Genomic DNA, 17,730 nt, shown 5'->3' on the forward strand with positions numbered 1-17,730 from the left:
GTTCCCGGGAGCACCGGGGACTGGCCGTCTCCGCGACCGAGCCGGACGGCGACGACACCCTCGACTACGTCGCCGCGCGCCTGATCAGTGGCAAGCTCACCGGCCGGCCTGTCGAGGAGGCCATGGACCTAGGGCGGATCGAGAAGGCGGTCCGCGAGATCCTCATCGCCGTCGGGGAGGACCCGGACCGCGACGGGCTCCAGCAGACCCCGGCCCGGGTGGCCCGCGCGTACGCCGAACTCTTCGCCGGCCTCCGGGTCGATCCGGCCCAGGTGCTCAGCACCACCTTCGAGGCCAACCACGAGGAACTGGTGCTCGTCCGGGACATCGACGTGATGAGCCTGTGCGAGCACCACCTGCTGCCGTTCCGGGGCAGCGCCCACATCGGCTACATCCCAGGCCCGGACGGCCGGATCACCGGCCTGTCCAAGCTGGCCCGGCTGGTCGAGGTCTTCGCCCGCCGGCCGCAGGTGCAGGAGCGACTCACCTCGCAGATCGCCGACCTGCTGATGGAGCGGCTCGCGCCGCGCGGCGTGGTGGTGGTGCTCGAATGCGAGCACATGTGCATGGCGATGCGCGGCATCCAGAAGTCGGGCGCCAAGACCATCACCTCGGCCGTGCGGGGCACCCTCCAGCGCGACGCCAAGTCGCGCGCCGAGGCGATGGCGCTGATCATTCCCCGCTGACCGCGACAGCCCGGCCGGCCGCCCCTCACCAGGGTCGGCCGGCCGCGCCGTATCCGCACGGCGAGGCGGGCAAGACACCCGGCCAGGGCCAGCACGGCGGGCGGCCCAGTCGGTCAGTGCGGCGGGTAGTCGGCTCAGCTGGCCAGCATGGCGAGCAGCAGACCCGCGCTGACCAGCACCGCCGGGACCAGGCACACCAGCGCGCCGAGTCGGGCCGTGCGATCCACCTGGCCATCGCCGGGCGGGGGAAAGAGCCGCCCGACGCAGATCCAGCCCGCCACGAACGCCACCGCCGGCATCGGCAGCCCGCAGACCAGCGCGACCACGCTCGTCGCCCCGGTGCCGGTCGCCACGAAGAGCGCCACCTGGATCACCGGCACGAGCAGCGCCAGCGGCCCGTACACCAGCAGGTTCCGCAGGCGCGGCGGCCAGCCGGCCAGCCGGGGCAGCCCACGCGCGGAGAGCGCCGCGTCCACGGCATCCGCCCGGCCCCGGGCGGCGCGCAGCGCGGCCAGCACCGCCGCCGGCCCGCCTGCCATCGACCGGGCCGCCTCGGACAGCTCCGGGGGCGTGGGGACCAGCGAGATCGGCGGTACGCCCCGCTCGCGCAGCCGGGCCTCCTGCGACGCCAGCCGGGTGCGTACGGTGGTCAACTCCTCGCGGGCGGCCTGCACCGACCGGGCCTGCTCGCCGGCGGCGGTGGCCGCGTCGCGGCGCACCCCGTCGAGCTGGCGGGCGGCGGCGAGGTACTCGGTCCACCCGGCAGGCACCGCGTCGCCGCCCCCGACGGTGTCCGCCGCCCCCGCGGTGTCGGTGCGGTCCGAGACGGGATCGGCGCCGGAACGCTGCCGCCCCGGCGCGGCCTGCCCCCTCCTGTGCTGAGTTCCGCCGCGGGTCATGCAGGCTTCCCCTCCTCGGCGAACGGGACCAGCACGGTGCCCTGCTCGCCGGGGCCGTCCCAGAGCACCGCCCGGCCTGGGCGGGGCCGCCACTGCACCTGCCGGCCGAAGACCGACGCGAGCTGCGCGCCCGGCAGGTCCACCACGGCCACGGCGGCGAGCTTGTCCACCTCGCCCTCCGGTTCCAGCAACGCCGCGAACGACGGCACCGTCCGCCAGCGGCCCAGCAGGTGCCGGCCGGCGGGCGGCCCCTCCCGCAGCAGCGCGCGCAGCCGCTCCGGGGGCAACTGCTCCGGCGTCGGCACGTCCAGTCCGAAGACCACCAGGTAGGTCGGCACGGCGTCGTCCACGACGTCGAGCAGGCCGGCAAGATCCACTGTGTCCACCGGGTGCCGCCCGGCCAGCTCGGTTGCCAACGCCCCGGCCAGCGCCCGGCACTCCTCGTCCGGCGCGGCGAGCACGAAGCGGGCGGTCCCCGGCTCGTGGTGCGCCGCCGTGCTGCGTGCTGCCGTGGCCAGCAGCCGGGCCGCTTCCGGTCCGGGGCCGAGCACGGCCAGGTTGCGCCCCGGGGCCGGCCCGAGCGACACCGCGACGGTGCTCCGGGGCACGTCCACCGCTCGGCCAAGCAGGGCGGCGGGACCGGGCGCCCGCCCGGCCAGCGCGGCCCGGTACCGGGGATCGTTGCGCAGCAGCGGGCGGGCGTAACCGGCGAAGACCACCGGCGGGTTGGCCCCCTCCGGGCGGGCCGACCAGAGCCGGTGCCGCAGGGCCTCCACGGTGTCGGGATGATCCTGCGGATCCGGGAACCGGACCATCCGCTCGTGCCCCCGGATCGCGCCCCGGGGCCCGCCCAGCCCACCGGCGGTGTTCACCACGGCGCTGCCCACCGGCAGCCCGGCGGCCGAGTCGTTTGTCGGCTCCAGGATGGCACCCCCGCCGGGCAGCGCCACCCGCACCGGGAACTGCCCCAGCATCGAGTCCCGGTCGGTACGCGAGCCCAACCCCAGATCACCCTCGCCGGCCAGCACCAGGTGCACCCCGTACGCGCGTCCCGTGCGGGCCAGCGCGTCCAGCCGGGCGGCGGCGTCGACGGACAGCCGGTCCCGCTCGGCGAAGAGCAGCGGAAGGTTGTCGAGCACGCAGACGACCCGGGGCATGGGCCGGTGCTGCCGCAGCTCGGCGAAGCGCTGCCCGCCGGCCCGGCTACCCGCCTCCTCGCGCCGCCGCACCTCCGCCAACAGTTCGTCGAGCAGGCTCAGCACGTACTCTCGGTCGGCGGCCATCGCGGCGGCCCGGACCTGCGGGATCCACGACCGGTCCCGCTCGGTCTGGAGGAACTCCACGAAGGACTCGGCGTCGGCGAGATCCGCCAGGTAGAGGGCCAGCTCGTCGGGGCCGTACCGGGCGGTCAGGCCGAGCAGCGCGGTGGTGAGGAAGGTGGACCGGCCCGCGCCCGAGCGGCCGCTGACCAGCCAGTGCGGCGTCAACTCCGTGAAACCGAGGGACACCGGGCGGCCACCGGCATCCCCGACGGTCGTGGTCAGCCCGCCCACTCCGCCGGCCGTCCACAGCTCATCCTCGGCCGACGGCAGCAGATCGGTCAGCGCCAGCCGTGAACCCGCCTCCACCTGCGCTGCCAGCCGGCGACAGACCGCATCGACGAGTTCGGTCGGCGGGTCCGCCTCGATGAACACCGGCGAGTTGAGCCCGCCCGGAGGGTCGGCGCCCGGACCGGCGAACGACCCGCCTGGCGGGTCACCCAGCAGCGAGTACGCGGTGCGGACCGCCAGCGGAGTCGCCTGCGGTAGCGGCTCCCGGCCGCCCGCCGGGGGCCAGCCCGCCACGACGAGGTGCAGTCCCGCGGAGCGGCCCGGCTCGGCCAGGGCCTCGATCCGGGCCAGGTCGGTGGAACCGGTCGACTCGGGCAGCGCGGCGATCACCAGCAGCAGCGTCCGGTCATGCCGGCGCCGCCCGCTCGCCCCCGGAGCCACCCACTGCTCGGCCTCGGTGAGCACCGCCCGCAGACCCGCCACGTCCACCGCCGGAGGCGGCAGCAGGCCCGCGTCCGCGAGTGGCGCGAACGGCGCGAGGGCCGTGCCGGTCGCGTCCACCGCGCGGACCAGCAGCGCCCCGGCCGGGGTCGCCGCCAGCAACCGCAGCAGTACGCCTCGGAGCAGCCCCGCGACCCGGGGATCCCGGGCGTCGACATCCACCGAGAGGTGACCCGTGCCGAGCAACGGCACCAGCGCGGGGAACCGGGCGTCGTCCAGAGGTGCCGCCGTCCCGACCCGGACGAAGGGAGGCGGGCCCTCACCGGCCGGTGAGGTCGGTGCCATCGTCTCCAGGGGAGCACCCGCCCAGCCGGGGGCCAGCACCGCCGCCGCGGACCGGAGGCGGTCGGCCAGTTCGTACTGGCGGCGCTGGTCGGCGGGGGCGGGCCGGGTGTCGTCGAGGACGCCGGCGGCAGCGGTCGCGGTGGCGGCGACTCCCCGGTGCAGTGCGGCGGCGCGGCCTGTGCGTGCCTTCGGACCGGCCACCGCGTCCACCCCCTCTGCCCGAGGTTGGCAACCCCTCCCCGCGCAGAGACCGTAACCCAGGCGGGCCGACTCGTCCGGGATGCGCGTCGGCACTGCGCCGGTGATGTCGTGGAACTCACCGATCGAGGCTGGTCCGTCACGATCCGCTGGATCTGGGGCATTGGGTCAATCGCCTCCAGCCGCTAGCCTCAGAGGGTGGAATCAGTGCAGCCCCCCGCCGGTTCCCAGGTCTCCCGCGTACCGGCGCAACGGCCCCCCTCCGACCACCTGGCGCCGCCTTCGCCGGCCCCGGCCCCGGAGCGGCCACGGACACGGCGGCGGTTACGCACCGTGCTCACCGTGGTAGCGAGCGTCGTCGTGGCGCTCTGCCTCGGCGGGGTGGCCGCCGGATACGTGCTCTACAACCGGGCCGCCGCACCGGACCGGAGCGCGCCCGACGTGGTGGTGGACAACTACCTCCGCGCCTTCCTTGTGGACCGCAACGACACCCGCGCCAACCTCTTCACCTGCGAACAGAACGGCAATCGGGCTGCAGTCTCCGGCTTGCGGAGCGAGATCGAGCAGCGCGAGGCCAACTTTGGCGTCGTGGTCAGAGTCAGTTGGGGGCCGCTCACTCGCATCGAGACGAGTGAGGGCGAATCAGTTGCCACGACACTCACCATCTCCGGATCGGCCAATGGCCAGCCTCGCAGCAGCCGACGTGAGGAATGGGTGTTCGACGTGGTTGAGAAGGACGAAGGGTGGCGAGTCTGCAGCGGTCGTAAGGCAGGCTGAGCTGTCACTCGATCCAGAGCAGGTGCACCGGGACCTCCAGTGTGGTTGGTGACTGCCCCCTCCAGGCCCAGCGGTACCAGTCCATCTCCGGCGTCACTCGCACGCAGATGTCGCCCTCCGCGCCGGAGTAGCTCTCGGTGACGGCTCGCAGGTCCCGGTGCTCGACGGAGTCCACGATGTGCACCACTCGGCGACCCGTGACGGCGTCCGCCTCGAAGACCGGAGTCGGGGCGCGGTGCGCGGGTGCGTCCAGGGAGACCAGACGGACGCCCGCTGCACGATCCGCCGACGCGTCCGGCCTCCGGGGCGCCACCGTCTCCACCCAGACCCGCTCGACCGGGACCAGCGGAGCGAAGACCTCCACCTGGTCGGCCTCCGCCCGGTACCACTCGTGCTCGGGGATGACCGGGACGTAGGTCCGGCTGCCCTGCACCACCCGATCGTCGGCGCGAAGGTCTCCGCGCCACCCCAGTCCGGGCAGGCCGACCAGCACGCGTTGCCCCCGCAGTTCGACGCGGCCGGTGGCCGGCACGATCTCGATCGGTCGGGGCGGCCGGGGCGCCCAGTCCGGCTGGTCGGCGAACGGGTCAGGAAGTGGCTCGTTCATGACGGCGAGCGTCTCATCCCACGCCCTTGAGCGGCGCGCCGCGCGACCGCATGAACGGCACCGGGTCGATGGCGCCTCGGCTGCTCCTGTCCCCGTCCTCGTGTACTTCGAAGTGCAGGTGCGGGCCCGAGGAGTTGCCGCTGCTGCCCACCTCGCCGATGACTGTCCCCGCCTCGACGAGTTGACCGACCTCGACCCGAGGCTTGCTCACCATATGGCAGTAGCGGGTGACGAACCCGCCGGCGTGCAGGACGTCGACGAACCAGCCGCAGCCGCCCTTGTTCGGCCAGCCGTCCACGTCGCAGCTGAGCCGGCCCCGATTGTCGGGATCGCAGCGGGAGACCAGGACGCGACCGGTGGCGGCCATCCGGATCGGAGTCCCCTTCGGGGCACCGATGTCGACCCCGTTGTGCGCAGGTCGCTCCGCCGTACGGAAGCCCGAACCGACGTCGCCCGGAATGGGAGGCGTCCAGCCGGAGGGGGCAACCTGCCCGCTGGCGGCGCGATCGCACGCCTGTTTCCCGTCGATCAGCACGATTCGTGCCGCCCCGCCGGCCAACGCGTTGACTATCCGTGCGGCGAGTTCCTCGTGCTTGGCGTACGCGTCCGGGAAGGCGCTGATCTGGACCGCCTGCGCGGCCCGGGTCAGCGGCATCCGTTCCCAGCCAGGCACCTTGATCAGCTTTTCGTAGAACTTCCGGGCGGCGTACTCGGGCGTCATCCGCTGCGCCACGCTGCCCCAGCTCGCCCGCTGTTGGAAGAGGCCGACGGAGTCGTGGTCGGCGCCGACGCCCTCATTGGGCAGGTTCTTGGACTCGCCCACGGTCCGGTTCGCCAGGTTGCGCAGCCGGGACTCCTGCATGGCGGTCGCAATGGCGACCACCCAGCCGCGGGGCGGTACCTTCATCTCCTGCCCGACCTTGATGATCCGGGCGGCGTTGCGGAGCTCGATTTCCCCGTACTGGGACATCCGGGGCATCTTTCCCCGGATGTCGATCCGCTGGTTCTCGATGCACTCCATGCTTGCCCGTGTCATCGGATCAGCGGTGTCGCCGCCCAGTTCTGTGAGGAAGAAGGCACCAGCGCCGCCGGTGCAGCAAAGGAGTGCGAGCGTCACCGTCAACCCGGCGGCCAGGGCGCCGATCCGGAACCGCCGGCGGGGTCGGGTCTCATCGCTCATTCCTGCTCCCAGTCCACCGCGTCCACCAGCCACCGCCCGTCGGGCGCTACCAGTTCGAGGCGGAGCCGTCCCGTGTCGAATGGGACCAGCACCTCGACGAAGTTCTCGGCCCGCGGCCGGAGCGCGATGTCGCCGCCCACCTGCCCGGCCGGTACCCCTGACGGGTCGGCGCCAGCCAGCTTGTCGGTCAGCGCCGGGGTCGACAGGGGACGTAGGCCCGCCTGCCACCTCTCCGCTGTGATGCCCGGCTTGCCGAGCCAGGCGGCGACGAAGCGCTCGGCGGTCTCTTCCGGCGTGAGGTCGCCGGGTCGGGTCACCGGGGAGGGGGGAGCGCCCGTCGAGAACGCTCCGTCGTCACCGGCGGTCGGAGCGACTGTGGTGATCGGTCGGCTCGGTCGGTTGCTGAGCCCGGATGTGGGATCGCCCGGCCCGGCTACCAACCGGGCCGCCCCGATGATCCCGAACACGAGGACGGCGATGCCGATCGCGATGCCGAGTCGGGACCGAAGCACCCGGGTGAACAGGAATTCGACTGCACGCCGCACCGTACTCACCGCGCCTCGGAGCGGATCCGTTGACTGGGTCGGGCAGGCTCCCGTTCTGCTGATCCAGGACGGTAGATGGCGAAAGAGGGGCTCTCGTCCGGCACGTCCGGCTCCGTCCAGGTGGCGGGCTGCCGCCGCCGGGGCCGGGGCGCGACCGGGCGGGAGGCACCCCGGTCCTCGGTCGGTGCCGCCTCCTCAGTGACCTTCTCGGTGGCCTGCTCGCGGCCGTCGGGCCGCAGCCGCTCCTCACCTCCGCTGCGGGCGGCGGCGTGTGCCGGATCTTCCCGGCGGGCCTCCGGCCGCAGGGTCGTCTGTTCCGCCACGACGGCACGGCGCCGGCCCATCGCGGGCTCGGCCGTGCCGCCGGGCTCCGCCACGTCCAGCCTCGCGGCGGTGCGTATGTCCCGGAAGAAGCGCCGGTGCCACGAGCCGGCCGAGCCGACCGCCTCGCTGCTGTCCTTACCACCGAGCTGGGTGATCCGCCGGTAGGGACGCAGCAGCAGCCAGCCGACCACACCGCAGAGCCAGACCAGCACCACCTGGAGCCAACCGGGCAGGGTCGGCGTGCTCATGATGAGGTCGACCGCGAAGAGATAGATGGCGGCGCCGGTGCCGAAGATGGCGATGTTGAATACGGCCGCCACCACCGCGTTCGCCAACCGCCGCAGCCCGGCGCTGGCGGGACGCATCAGGCCCACCGTGCCGAGGATCGGCGCGGCGATAACCGCCCAGCGGAAGATCAGAAAGCCCAGTAGCACCAGCAGCGAGGCGGTCAGGTCGAACATGGCGAAGAGCACGGCGGCCAGCACCGCGATGAACCCGGAGCCCACCCGGTCCATGTCCCGGACGCCCTGAAGGTACTCGTACGCCTCCGGGTCCTCAGTCTCGATCTGCTGCGCGACCCGCGCCCACTGCTGCTGCTTGGCCTTGATGGTGGCTTCGCGCGTGGCCGGATTCGAGCGGAGCTTCGCCGCCTCCTCCCAGGAGAGCGACTTGGCGTCGTAGAGGGCTGGTCCATACTTCTTCGCGGTCTCGGTGTCCGCGGAGCCGAGCACACCACGCAGCCAGTTGCGGTAGAGCATGGCCTCTGTCGCCGTGTCACTGGCCCGGACAGCGGGCGGACGGTTGTCTTTGCACGCCTCTGGGTTCGGGTCGTCGCACTGGCTTGGCGGGGTGTCCTTAGTGGCCGGGCCGACAGCGTCGTGCACCACTCCCAGGGTGGCGATGAGGGTGCCGTCGGCGATGTTGGCCGACTTGATCGGCCAGGCGGCCAGGGCGGTCACCGCCACCATCACCAACAGCGCCCAGCCCGCCGTGGTCATCGTGTTGCTCATGTCCGACTGGCGGGAGCGCCAGAGCAGGTACAGCCCGACCACGCAGAGCGTGACGATGCCGAAGACGCTGAACACCTTCTGGTAGACGGCCTTGGTCGCCTGGTCCACCAGCGGGTCAGCCCAGCCCCACATCGACCGCGGATCCCAGGCGCGCTCCCGCAGCGCGTTCGAGGCGCCCACGATCGCAGTGGCGATCATGAACTCGCCGTTGGCGACGGTGTTGGTGAACTTGTAGTCGGGGTGCAGCACCGCGGTCGCACAACCGCTGTCGACATCGTAGGTGGAGTAGCTGTATCCGGCGTAGCCGTAGTCGCTGTAGAAACCCTTCGGGCCCGGCAGTTTGGCCGAGTCCGGTCGCGATGCAAACCAGCCGGCGAGCCCGGAGTCGGGAGCACCGGGCGTCGGGGCGTTCCGGCACTTGACGTCGTCTTCGGCGACTTCCTTGAGCTTTGCGACGCAGGCGCGGAAGTCGGCCTGCCACTCGGGTGTGGTGCAGAGGTTGGCGTTGGCCTGGGCCGTCAGCGGTGCCGGGCCGGCCGCTGCAGCGCCGACGGCCGGCCAGCCGATCGTGGCACCGGCGAGTACGCCGAGCGCGAGCAGGAACGCCGCCAACCGTGCCCGGGCCCGCGCCATGTCATGCCTCCATGTTCGGCAGGATGGCCGGCAGCACCCCGGCCGCCGCGGCGATCGCGGCGGGTGTGGTGTCGAGGTGATCCAGCAGACCGTCGACGTACGAGACGTCGACCCTGACCTTCTGCACCCGGCCGTCGACGTCGCGCATGACGAATTCCCGGAAGCCGAGCCGGGTCGCGCTGGTGGCGTCCGCGGTGGAGAGGGAGGCGAGGGTGGCCTCGTAGCCGTCGTTGACCGGCACCCGCAGCAGGCGCAGCGCTTCGGAGGCGATCTCCTCGTCCTCGGCGATCCGGCCGACGAAGACGGTCGAGACCAGGTTCTGGACGTCGAGGCCGAGGATGTCGCGCGGGTTCTGCGAGGCCACCAGCGCGGCGAGGTTCCACTTGCGGGAGTCGCGTGCGAGCCGGACCAGGAACGACCGCCCGGAGCGCCATCCCTCCATGAAGTGCGCCTCGTCCAGGCCGACCAGCTTCCGGGACGACATCGAGCCGCCGTAGCAGCGGCGTACCGCGAGCCGGTGCGCGGTGTGCAGCATCGGCAGGGCCAGCGCCTCCTCGGCGGACCAGTACTCGCGTTCGATCTTCAGGTCGGGCAGGCGCAGCCCGGCCATGGTGATCACGGTGAGTGCGGCGTCCGCACCGAGCAGCCCCTCCGGCGGCCGGCCGAAGAAGAGCATGGCCAGCGGCATCTCGGCGGTGTCGAGCAGCAGATTCGCCAGTTCCTTGCCGGTGTCGTCGTCGAGTTGGCTGAGGCAGGCGACCACGTCGTCCAGGGTGGAGGTCTCCTCCGCCGGCACCTGGCGTACGGCGTGCCGGAAGAGGGTGGCGGTGGACGCCTCGCGGGCGACCTGCGGGGGCACCAGCATCATGCAGATGTCCTGCACCAGCATCCGCCGCTCGGCGCGGGCGTTGGAGACCGCGATCTCGAACTCCCGGTCACCCGCCGCTCCGGTGCCGAACTCGCTGCGCAGCGGCGTCGGAATGAGCGAGTACGGGGCGAGGGTGCCGTGCTCGGAGCCGGTCAGGTTCAGCACCCGCGAGTACGGCCGCAGCTCCGGCATGGCGCAGAGCCGGGCGAGCGGGCCGGACGGGTCGAGCAATGTCACCTGGACGCCGCGTCGGGCCGCGAGGTAGCCGAGCGCGCCGAGCAGGGTGGACTTGCCGCCGCCCGGTTCGGCCACGAAGACGGCGAGCCCGGAGCGTTCGCGTACTTCCATCGGGAAGTGCAGGTCGAGGAAGACCGGCCGGCGGCAGGTGCCGGCGGTGCGCCCGATGAGGTCGCCGCGCCGGTCGCCGACGGTGGATGCGGCCTGCGGGAGTGCGGCGGCGAGCAGGTTGACCGGCATCCGCCGGACGTAGCCGGTGTTGGCGATCGGCTCGCCGGGGATGAACTCGCGGGCGAGCCAGTCCTGGTTCTTCGGGTGTTGCAGCGAGATCCGCAGCTCGCGGGAGTAGAGCTGGATCAGCCGGCGGGCCCGCTCCAGGCACTCCTCGCGGTTGCGGCCGCCGACGGCGATCCGGTGCCAGCCGTGCGCGCGGGCGGAGTCGACCGGCAGCCCGGTGGTCATCTCGTCGCCGATCACCAGGGCACGCTTGGCCAGCCGCTCCAGCTCGGGCGGGGCGTCGATGCCGTGTTCCGCGTAGTCGAGCTGCTGGGAGCGGATCATCCGCAGCCGGTGTTCGAGGTTTCGGAAGGAGTCGCCGGAGCCGAGGATGTCGACCCGGGTGGACAGCTCCATGGGCCAGGGCAGCCGCTCGTGGAAGTGCAGCCAGGGCTCGTGCCGCTCGGGGATCTCCAGCGGCTCCATCCGGCCGACCGCCAGCACGGCGACGTGGCGTTCCTCGCCGGTCATCCGGTTGACCAGCTTGACGGTGGAGCCGTACGGGCTGCGGTAGCGCTCGACCTGCTCGGTGAGGGCGAGCAGGTCGCCGCGTTCCCACCGCCCGTCGGTGAGCGGGGAGAGTTCGCCGGGCGGCGCCATGCAGAGCGCCACCGAGCGGTAGAGGAGCCACTCGAGTTCCTGTGCGGTGACCCGCCGCCCGCGCATGCCGAACGCGCCCAGCACCTCGTCGAACTGCTCGACGGTGCGGCCGAGCTTGCGGCGTTCGCCTTCGGCCACGCCCCGGCCGAACGTGCGCAGCACCCGCTCGGTGAACGAGTCGCCGAGGGACCGCCGGGCGAAGGTGACGCCGAGGTAGGTCTGCCCCTCGGCGTGGTTGACCGAGAGCAGGTGCCGCTGCGCGGCCACCAGGTGGTCACCCCAGCCGGTGGTGCCGGGGACGTCGGGCAGCGGCGCGGCGGTGTGCGCGTCGATGGTGCGGGCCCACTCGTCGGCCGGGAAGGGGCGGGTGGTGCGCCGCAGGTGCAGCCGGAAGCCGGCCAGGCCGGCGTACTGCTCGGAGATCGCCGAGAGCAGGGCTTCCCGTTCCGCGTCCGGGCGGAACGCCCAGCGCACCTCGGGCAGCCAGTACCACGCGGTGACGGTGTTGGGGGTGAAGGTGAGGTGGCCGGCGATCTCGGTGATCGCCAGCTCGACCGCTGGGTCCCGGTCACCGAACTTGATCTTCGGTGCCTTGACCCGGACCGGCTTGATGGGTAGGTCGCGCCGGCCGGCGGAGCGTTGCCGTGGCGGCGCCACCTCCTGGCCGGCCCGCTGCGGCGGACGCTCCCCGGTGCGGTGGGGTGCCTGCTCGGGCGCCGGGTCCGGCGGTGGCGGGTCGAGCGGTGCCGGATGCGGGGGCGCCGGATGGGACGACGGCGGTGCCACCGCGGTGGGCGGCGCGGCGGCCGCCGGGTCCTCCGCCGGTGGGCGGAGCGTGGGCAGCCGGTCTCCGGGCTGGTGCGGCACGCGGGACCTGGCCGGTCGGGCGGACTCGTACGCGGCGGGGAGGCGATCGGTCGTCTCCCCGGAGGGCACCCGGTCGATCGCGTCGGCCTGGTGGGCCGCGTGTGCCTGGTGGCCCGTCCGCGCGGGCGGCGGCGGGGGTGCGGGAGCCGGCGGGAGCGCCGCCGGTGCCGGTGCGGCGGCCGGTTGCTGCGGGATCGCGGGCTGCTCCCGCCCGGTGGCCCGCTGCGGGGGAGCCGTCGGCCGGGTCGCGCGGGAGCGCGTTCCGCCGAACAGGTCGAGGAAGGGCGAATCGATGTCGGCGCTGTCGCCGGCGGGTTGCGGCTCGGCCGGCGGCTTCCGGCGTGGCGCCGGACGGGGTGCCTGGAAGACGCCCACGCCGCCGTGCCCGGGCGTCGTCACCAGGGCCGGATCGGGGGCGATCTCGTCCACCTCGGGGTCGTTCGGGTAGTCGAACGAGCGCGCACGGTTACCGTGTGCGGCGATCGGACGCCCTGCCGGGGGACCCGGCGTGGAACTGCGATTCATGCGACCGCCTCACCCGCGTCGTTCGACTGCCTGATCGGCGTACGACCGGTCATGCCAGTTCCTCCCGGATCCTGATCCGACTGCCGACCAGGCGGGGGTCCCGCTGTTCCGCGGCCGGCTCCCGGGTCCGCCGCCAGTCGGTCAGCGCGGTGCGGATCACCATGCGCGCGGGCCGGTCGGGGTCGACGTGCCGGAAGATGAACGAGGTGCTCACGATGGCGAGCGCGATCTCCCAGGCGGGGAAGAGCTCGACCTGCAACGTGAACAGCCAGTGGATGAACATGTAGAGGGGAACGAGCAGCATGAACAGCCCGTACTGGGCGTACGGCAGGTGGACGGGAAGGGTGTAGCCGGGCGGCCCGAGGTAGACCAGGCGAGCCCGGTAGATGTCGTCGTCGGTGCGCAGCCGCATCTCGTGCCCGCGCCTATTCGAAGATCAGGTCGATCAGGTAGTCGCCGATGAAGAACAGTGTGGCGGCTCCGGCGATGAAGGCGAGCCCGACGATCGCGATCGCCGAGCTGGTGAGGACCTTGGAGATCTCACCCCGGCTGGCCCGCCCGATGAAGATGACGCCCAGCACGGCCAGCAGGATCGGGGCGATCTTGCTGGCGAAGAATGTGACGACACCGTTGGTGTCGATGCCCTTGGGCGCGGGCTCGGCGAGTGGAGTCGACGCCAGGGTGGAGAGCGTGTGGGCGGCGGCGGACGTCGCTGTCTCCATGAGCTCGATGGCGATCACTGGAACCTCCCCAAGTCGCGGCCGGCGGCGCCGCGGTGGTGCAGTAGGCATGCCTGGCGGGAACGGTGCTCCCGGTACGCAGCGTCGGCGACCCTGCGTTCGTTACCCGCCACGGAGGGTGGCGAGCTTTGGGCGGATTTTCCCGCTTTGGCCCTCCCTCCAGGCTTCGCCATCTCGATGCCGGGCAGTTCCAAAGCGTACGGGCACCCACTGTTTGCGACAAGCCGCGAAGAGTCTGCCCGATCCGACCAGGACGACCGATCGTACACCCGTTCGAAAGTGCATGTCACCGCCCTCGACCCGGCCCGCTCGGGACGCCCCGGCCGACCGGTACCGTCTAGCCGTGACCGATCTGGTACGGGCCTCGACCCCGGTGGTGATGGGCGTCCTCAACGTCACGCCCGACTCCTTCTCCGACGGCGGACGGTACGCCGACCTCGACGCCGCCGTCGGACACGGCGTGCGGCTGCGGGCCGACGGCGCCCACCTGGTGGACGTCGGCGGCGAGTCCACCCGGCCCGGATCCGACCGCGTCGACGCGGAGATCGAGGCGGCCCGGGTGGTTCCCGTGATCCGGGAGCTGACCGCCGTCGGCGTGCCGGTCAGCATCGACACCACCCGCGCGCGGGTCGCCGAGGCGGCCCTGGCCGCCGGGGCGGCCGTCGTCAACGACGTCTCCGGTGGCCTCGCCGACCCCGACATGGCCCGGGTGGTGCGCGACGCCGGCTGCCCGTGGGTGCTGATGCACTGGCGGGGCCACTCCCGCGAGATGGGGGAGCTGGCGCGCTACACCGACGTGGTCGCCGACGTGCGCGCCGAGCTGGGCCGCCGCGTCGACGAGGCGCTGCGGGCCGGAGTCGCCGCCGACCGCATCGTCATCGACCCGGGGCTGGGCTTCGCCAAGACGGCCGCCCACAACTGGGAGCTGAGCAGCCGCCTGTCCGAGCTGCTGGACCTCGGCTTTCCGCTGCTCTTCGCGTCCAGCCGCAAGTCGTACCTGGGGCGGCTGCTGGCCGGCCCCGACGGCGTCCCCCGCCCCACGGACGACCGCGACGTGGCCACCGTCGCCACCAGCCTGCTCGCGGTGGCGGCCGGGGCCTGGGGCGTACGCGTGCACGACGTCCGGGCCACCGTGGACGCCCTCGCCGTATGGCAGGCCACGGGCGCGCCCCGCCTGGCACCCACGTCCACCGGTGCGGACCGCCCGGCCCAGGCGAGCGCCGGCCGGGCGGAGCGCACCGCCGAGCACGGAGGAGACCGATGACCGACCGGATCCAGCTGACCGGCCTGCGGGCGCACGGCCGGCACGGGGTGTACGACTTCGAGCGCGCCCAGGGGCAGGACTTCGTGGTCGACGCCGTCCTGGAGATGGACCTCGCCCCGGCGGCCCGCTCCGACGAGGTGGGCGACACCGTCCACTACGGCGAACTGGCCGGGCGACTGGTCGAGGTGGTCACGGGCGAGCCGGTCAACCTGATCGAGACGCTCGCCGACCGGCTGCTGGACGTCTGTCTGGCCGACCCCCGGGTAGAGGCCGCCACGGTCACCGTGCACAAGCCGGAGGCGCCCGTCCCGCACGCCTTCACCGACGTGGCCGTCACGATGACGCGGCGGCGGCACCGATGACCCGCGCCGTCCTCTCCCTGGGCAGCAACCTCGGCGACCGGCTGGCCCACCTGTCCTCGGCTGTCTCGGCGTTCGGCGACAGCGTGCTCCTCGTCTCCGGCGTGTACGAGACTCCACCGTGGGGGGACGCCGAGCAGCCCGCGTACCTGAACGCCGTGCTGCTCGCCGAGGATCCCGCCGCGACCCCGTACGACTGGCTGGAGCGGGCGCGGGCGGCGGAGCGCGCCGCCGGGCGCACCCGCGACCCGCGGCGGCGCTTCGGGCCGCGCACCCTCGACGTGGACGTCGTCGCCGTGTGGGCCGACGGTGACGAGCCGGTGCTCAGCGACGACCCCGAGCTGACCCTGCCGCATCCCCGGGCACACCTGCGGGCCTTCGTGCTGCGGCCGTGGATCGACATCCAGCCCTACGGACGGCTGCCCGGCCACGGCTGGCTGACCGACCTGCTCAACACCGGTCCGGCGGCTGACGACGCGCTGGATCTGCGCCCCCGGCCGGATCTGACGATAGAGTCGACGGCATGACCCAGTGGAGCCGGCCGGCATGACGCAGGCGCAGTCCCCACGACCGGGCGGGGCGGGCCCCGACCGGTCCCGGATGGGCCCGACCCGGATCTCCACCCTGGTGGTGGCCGGCCTCGGCGCCGCCGCGGTGGCCTGGCTGCTGATCAGCACCCTCTACTACGACTACCTGCCCAATCTTCCCTGGCTGCCGGTGGTGACGCTCGCCGCGCTGGCCGTGCTGGAGGGGTACGCCGCGGTCAACACCCGGGGGCGCATCGAGCGCAGGCCGGGCCGCGACCCGGTCAATCCGCTGCTGGTGGCCCGCTTCGTCGTGCTGGCCAAGGCGTCCGCGCTGGCCGGCGCGATCTTCGCCGGGTTCTTCGCCGGGCTGACCGGCTGGCTCTTCGTGGAGCGCACCGACGCCGCGATGGGCGACCGGCCCATCGCCGGCGCCGGCCTGCTCGCCGGGCTGGCGCTGGTGGCGGCGGCGCTCTGGCTGGAGCGCTCCTGCCGGGTTCCGGAGCAGCAGGACGACGAGGACCGCGAGCCCGGCGGCCGGGACGGCCGCCCCGGCCCGCGCTGATCTCGGGGGGTTACGCCCGGCCTCCCACGCGGGTACGGTGCCTGCGACCGGAGAGCAGCGCCGCCCCGGTCCGCCCGCGCGTCGGACTGGCTGGACGGCGGCCACGTGGGAGGCGGCGTCATGCGGTACGACGAACCGGGGCGTGAGCCGTCTCCCGAGCCCGCGTCCGGCATCCCCGCCGCCGTCCTGGAGAACGTCTTCGACGACCCCGCGCACGGTGAACCCGGGCGCGACCGGTTCGCCGTCCACGTCGTGTGGGAGCTGCTGCTCCTGGCCGGGCTGGGCGTCCTGACCTACCTGCTCTGGCAGGAGGACCCGGCCGCGCTGCGCGGCGACGCGCTGCGTTCCCTGCTTCTCGACGCGGTCGTGTTCGGGCTGCTGGCGCTGGCCGCCGGGTTGACCCTGCGTACCGCCGCGGTGAACCTGGCCGTCGGCCCGGTGGCGGTCGCCGCCGCGCTGCACGTGGCCGAGCAGGGCGACCGGGGCACCGGAGCTGCCGCCGGGCCGGCCCTGGCCGTCGCCGCGCTGGGCGGGCTCGCCCTGGCGCTGGTCGTGGTGGTGCTGCACGTCCCCGGCTGGGCGGCGTCCCTCGCCGGTGCGGCCGGGGTGATCGTGTACGTCGAACAGCGCTCCGCGCCGGTCCTGCCGCAGGGCGAATTCGACCCGGGCAGCGACGCCCTGTACCTCTTCGTCGGTTTCGCGGCCGTCGCGGTGCTCGGCGGGCTGTTCGGCGCGGTGCGGGCCGTCCGTCGGCTGGTCGGCCGGTTCCGCCCGGTCGTGGACCCGGCCCGCCGTCGCGGGGCGGTGGCGGCGGTGGTCACCTCCGGCGCGCTCGTCGGCTCCACCGTGCTGGCCGCGCTGGCCGGCATGCTAGCCGCCAGCCGGGACACCGGCCCGGTGGCGCCCGACCCCGGGCTGGACTGGACGGTGCTCGCGGTCGGCCTGGCGCTGCTGGCCGGCACCAGCGCCTACGGCCGGCGGGGCGGCGTCTTCGGCACCCTGCTGGCGGTGTGCCTGGTCACGGTCTTCCTCGCGTACGCGCAGGCCCGGGGCTGGACGGTGAGCCGGTGGGCGCTCGGCGCGGCGGTGCTCGGCGTCGGGCTGCTCGCCACCCGGCTGGTCGAGGCGTACGGCCGCCCGGCGACCGGTGCGGCGGCGGAACCCGTTCCCGCCGGGGACGGCCGGATCGGCACGGGCTGGACGGAGCCCCCGGCGGACCCGGTCGGCGACTGGCCGCCCGCGGTGCCGGCCCGGTCCCCGGAGAGCCCCGTGGACCCCTGGAGTGAGCCCCGCTGGGAGACCGGTCCGCGCTGGTGGGACACCGGTGGGCGGTGAGCTGCTGCCGCGTCCACCCGGCCGGGAGTGATCTCGCCGGTTAGGCTCGGCGGCATGACCGACACACCATCGACCTCCGCCGGCCCGTCGTTCGAGGAACTCGACGCGCTGTCCACTGAGGAGCTGCGGGAGCGGGCGTTCGCGGTCGCCCGGGATCGCCGTGACGTGCGCTTCTTCTGGTCCGTACTGCGGCACCTGCCGAACGCGGACGAGGCCGCCGCGCTCGACGGCGCGCCCAACTCGGTCGGGCCGACGATCGACGAGGCGGCGGCGCTGTGGCGGGAGTTGACCGGGCACGGCTACGAGGAGTCCGCGCCGCTGCTGCGGGCCGCGTTCATCGACTACCTGATGAAGCACCCGCACCGGTGACGGCGA

At 73.6% G+C, this 17,730-nt stretch carries 17 protein-coding genes; 8 read left to right on the forward strand and 9 right to left on the reverse strand.

Annotation, left to right across the window (positions count from 1 at the left end; genetic code table 11):
* Positions 1-20 precede the first annotated feature (20 nt).
* Entirely contained in the window at positions 21-686 is a 666-nt protein-coding gene (gene folE / locus AB0D32_RS24650) for a GTP cyclohydrolase I FolE (RefSeq protein ID WP_357094800.1), read from the forward strand.
* A 134-nt stretch (positions 687-820) separates the two neighbouring features.
* On the opposite strand, the gene AB0D32_RS24655 is transcribed toward folE, so the two are convergent.
* Positions 821-1,585 (reverse strand): hypothetical protein, encoded by a 765-nt coding sequence (locus tag AB0D32_RS24655; protein WP_357094689.1) that lies wholly within the window; start codon positions 1,583-1,585, stop codon positions 821-823.
* Complete coding sequence (locus AB0D32_RS24660) at positions 1,582-4,131, reverse strand: FtsK/SpoIIIE domain-containing protein (RefSeq protein ID WP_357094692.1); 2,550 nt, start codon at positions 4,129-4,131, stop codon at positions 1,582-1,584. Before AB0D32_RS24660 ends, AB0D32_RS24655 begins: the two co-directional genes overlap by 4 nt.
* Positions 4,132-4,326: 195 nt before the next feature.
* Between AB0D32_RS24660 and AB0D32_RS24665 the strand changes: the two genes are divergently transcribed.
* Positions 4,327-4,896, forward strand: coding sequence for a hypothetical protein (locus tag AB0D32_RS24665; protein WP_357094803.1), 570 nt, complete (start codon positions 4,327-4,329; stop codon positions 4,894-4,896).
* Positions 4,897-4,900: 4 nt separating this feature from the next.
* On the opposite strand, the gene AB0D32_RS24670 is transcribed toward AB0D32_RS24665, so the two are convergent.
* Genes AB0D32_RS24670 through AB0D32_RS24700 form a run of 7 tightly spaced genes read right to left on the reverse strand, consistent with a single transcriptional unit; the run spans position 4,901 to position 13,308 of the window.
* Complete coding sequence (locus AB0D32_RS24670) at positions 4,901-5,503, reverse strand: hypothetical protein (RefSeq protein WP_357094695.1); 603 nt, start codon at positions 5,501-5,503, stop codon at positions 4,901-4,903.
* Between the two features lie 13 nt (positions 5,504-5,516).
* The gene (locus AB0D32_RS24675) at positions 5,517-6,683 is read right to left on the reverse strand and encodes a M23 family metallopeptidase (RefSeq protein WP_357094698.1); all 1,167 of its coding nucleotides are present in this window, start codon (positions 6,681-6,683) and stop codon (positions 5,517-5,519) included.
* Complete coding sequence (locus tag AB0D32_RS24680; RefSeq protein ID WP_357094701.1) at positions 6,680-7,237, reverse strand: hypothetical protein; 558 nt, start codon at positions 7,235-7,237, stop codon at positions 6,680-6,682. The genes AB0D32_RS24675 and AB0D32_RS24680 overlap by 4 nt, the downstream gene beginning before the upstream one ends.
* On the reverse strand, positions 7,234-9,195 hold the full coding sequence (locus AB0D32_RS24685) for an MFS transporter (RefSeq protein ID WP_357094704.1): 1,962 nt from the start codon (positions 9,193-9,195) through the stop codon (positions 7,234-7,236). The genes AB0D32_RS24680 and AB0D32_RS24685 overlap by 4 nt, the downstream gene beginning before the upstream one ends.
* Position 9,196: 1 nt before the next feature.
* The gene (locus tag AB0D32_RS24690; protein WP_357094707.1) at positions 9,197-12,568 is read right to left on the reverse strand and encodes an ATP-binding protein; all 3,372 of its coding nucleotides are present in this window, start codon (positions 12,566-12,568) and stop codon (positions 9,197-9,199) included.
* Positions 12,569-12,617: 49 nt separating this feature from the next.
* Positions 12,618-12,980, reverse strand: coding sequence for a hypothetical protein (locus tag AB0D32_RS24695; RefSeq protein WP_357094710.1), 363 nt, complete (start codon positions 12,978-12,980; stop codon positions 12,618-12,620).
* Between the two features lie 13 nt (positions 12,981-12,993).
* Positions 12,994-13,308: a hypothetical protein gene (locus AB0D32_RS24700; protein WP_357094713.1), complete on the reverse strand. Its 315-nt coding sequence runs from the start codon at positions 13,306-13,308 to the stop codon at positions 12,994-12,996.
* Between the two features lie 343 nt (positions 13,309-13,651).
* On the opposite strand from AB0D32_RS24700, the gene folP reads away from it, so the two are divergent.
* The 6 genes from folP (at position 13,652) to AB0D32_RS24730 (ending at position 17,724) form a co-directional block, all read left to right on the forward strand.
* On the forward strand, positions 13,652-14,572 hold the full coding sequence (gene folP, locus AB0D32_RS24705; RefSeq protein ID WP_357094716.1) for a dihydropteroate synthase: 921 nt from the start codon (positions 13,652-13,654) through the stop codon (positions 14,570-14,572).
* Complete coding sequence (gene folB, locus AB0D32_RS24710) at positions 14,569-14,934, forward strand: dihydroneopterin aldolase (protein WP_357094719.1); 366 nt, start codon at positions 14,569-14,571, stop codon at positions 14,932-14,934. Before folP ends, folB begins: the two co-directional genes overlap by 4 nt.
* Positions 14,931-15,458, forward strand: coding sequence for a 2-amino-4-hydroxy-6-hydroxymethyldihydropteridine diphosphokinase (gene folK / locus AB0D32_RS24715; protein ID WP_357094722.1), 528 nt, complete (start codon positions 14,931-14,933; stop codon positions 15,456-15,458). The genes folB and folK overlap by 4 nt, the downstream gene beginning before the upstream one ends.
* Positions 15,459-15,477: 19 nt before the next feature.
* Entirely contained in the window at positions 15,478-16,020 is a 543-nt protein-coding gene (locus AB0D32_RS24720; protein ID WP_357094725.1) for a DUF3180 domain-containing protein, read from the forward strand.
* A 105-nt stretch (positions 16,021-16,125) separates the two neighbouring features.
* A complete protein-coding gene (locus AB0D32_RS24725) occupies positions 16,126-17,355 on the forward strand; it encodes an ABC transporter permease (protein ID WP_357094728.1) in 1,230 nt (409 codons plus the stop codon).
* A 54-nt stretch (positions 17,356-17,409) separates the two neighbouring features.
* A complete protein-coding gene (locus tag AB0D32_RS24730; RefSeq protein WP_357094730.1) occupies positions 17,410-17,724 on the forward strand; it encodes a hypothetical protein in 315 nt (104 codons plus the stop codon).
* The last annotated feature ends 6 nt before the right edge of the window (positions 17,725-17,730 follow it).

This window comes from Micromonospora sp. NPDC048170 (assembly GCF_040652795.1).
Lineage (GTDB): Bacteria > Actinomycetota > Actinomycetes > Mycobacteriales > Micromonosporaceae > Micromonospora.

Bases quoted from the DNA above. Each gene is read 5' to 3' on its own strand.
- AB0D32_RS24695 (WP_357094710.1), bottom strand. From the start codon at position 12,980: ATGCGGCTGCGCACCGACGACGACATCTACCGGGCTCGCCTGGTCTAC.
- AB0D32_RS24730 (WP_357094730.1), top strand. From the start codon at position 17,410: ATGACCGACACACCATCGACCTCCGCCGGCCCGTCGTTCGAGGAACTC.
- folK (WP_357094722.1), top strand. From the start codon at position 14,931: ATGACCCGCGCCGTCCTCTCCCTGGGCAGCAACCTCGGCGACCGGCTG.
- AB0D32_RS24685 (WP_357094704.1), bottom strand. From the start codon at position 9,195: ATGGCGCGGGCCCGGGCACGGTTGGCGGCGTTCCTGCTCGCGCTCGGC.
- AB0D32_RS24670 (WP_357094695.1), bottom strand. From the start codon at position 5,503: ATGAACGAGCCACTTCCTGACCCGTTCGCCGACCAGCCGGACTGGGCG.
- folB (WP_357094719.1), top strand. From the start codon at position 14,569: ATGACCGACCGGATCCAGCTGACCGGCCTGCGGGCGCACGGCCGGCAC.
- AB0D32_RS24720 (WP_357094725.1), top strand. From the start codon at position 15,478: ATGACGCAGGCGCAGTCCCCACGACCGGGCGGGGCGGGCCCCGACCGG.
- AB0D32_RS24655 (WP_357094689.1), bottom strand. From the start codon at position 1,585: ATGACCCGCGGCGGAACTCAGCACAGGAGGGGGCAGGCCGCGCCGGGG.
- AB0D32_RS24675 (WP_357094698.1), bottom strand. From the start codon at position 6,683: ATGAGCGATGAGACCCGACCCCGCCGGCGGTTCCGGATCGGCGCCCTG.
- AB0D32_RS24690 (WP_357094707.1), bottom strand. From the start codon at position 12,568: ATGAATCGCAGTTCCACGCCGGGTCCCCCGGCAGGGCGTCCGATCGCC.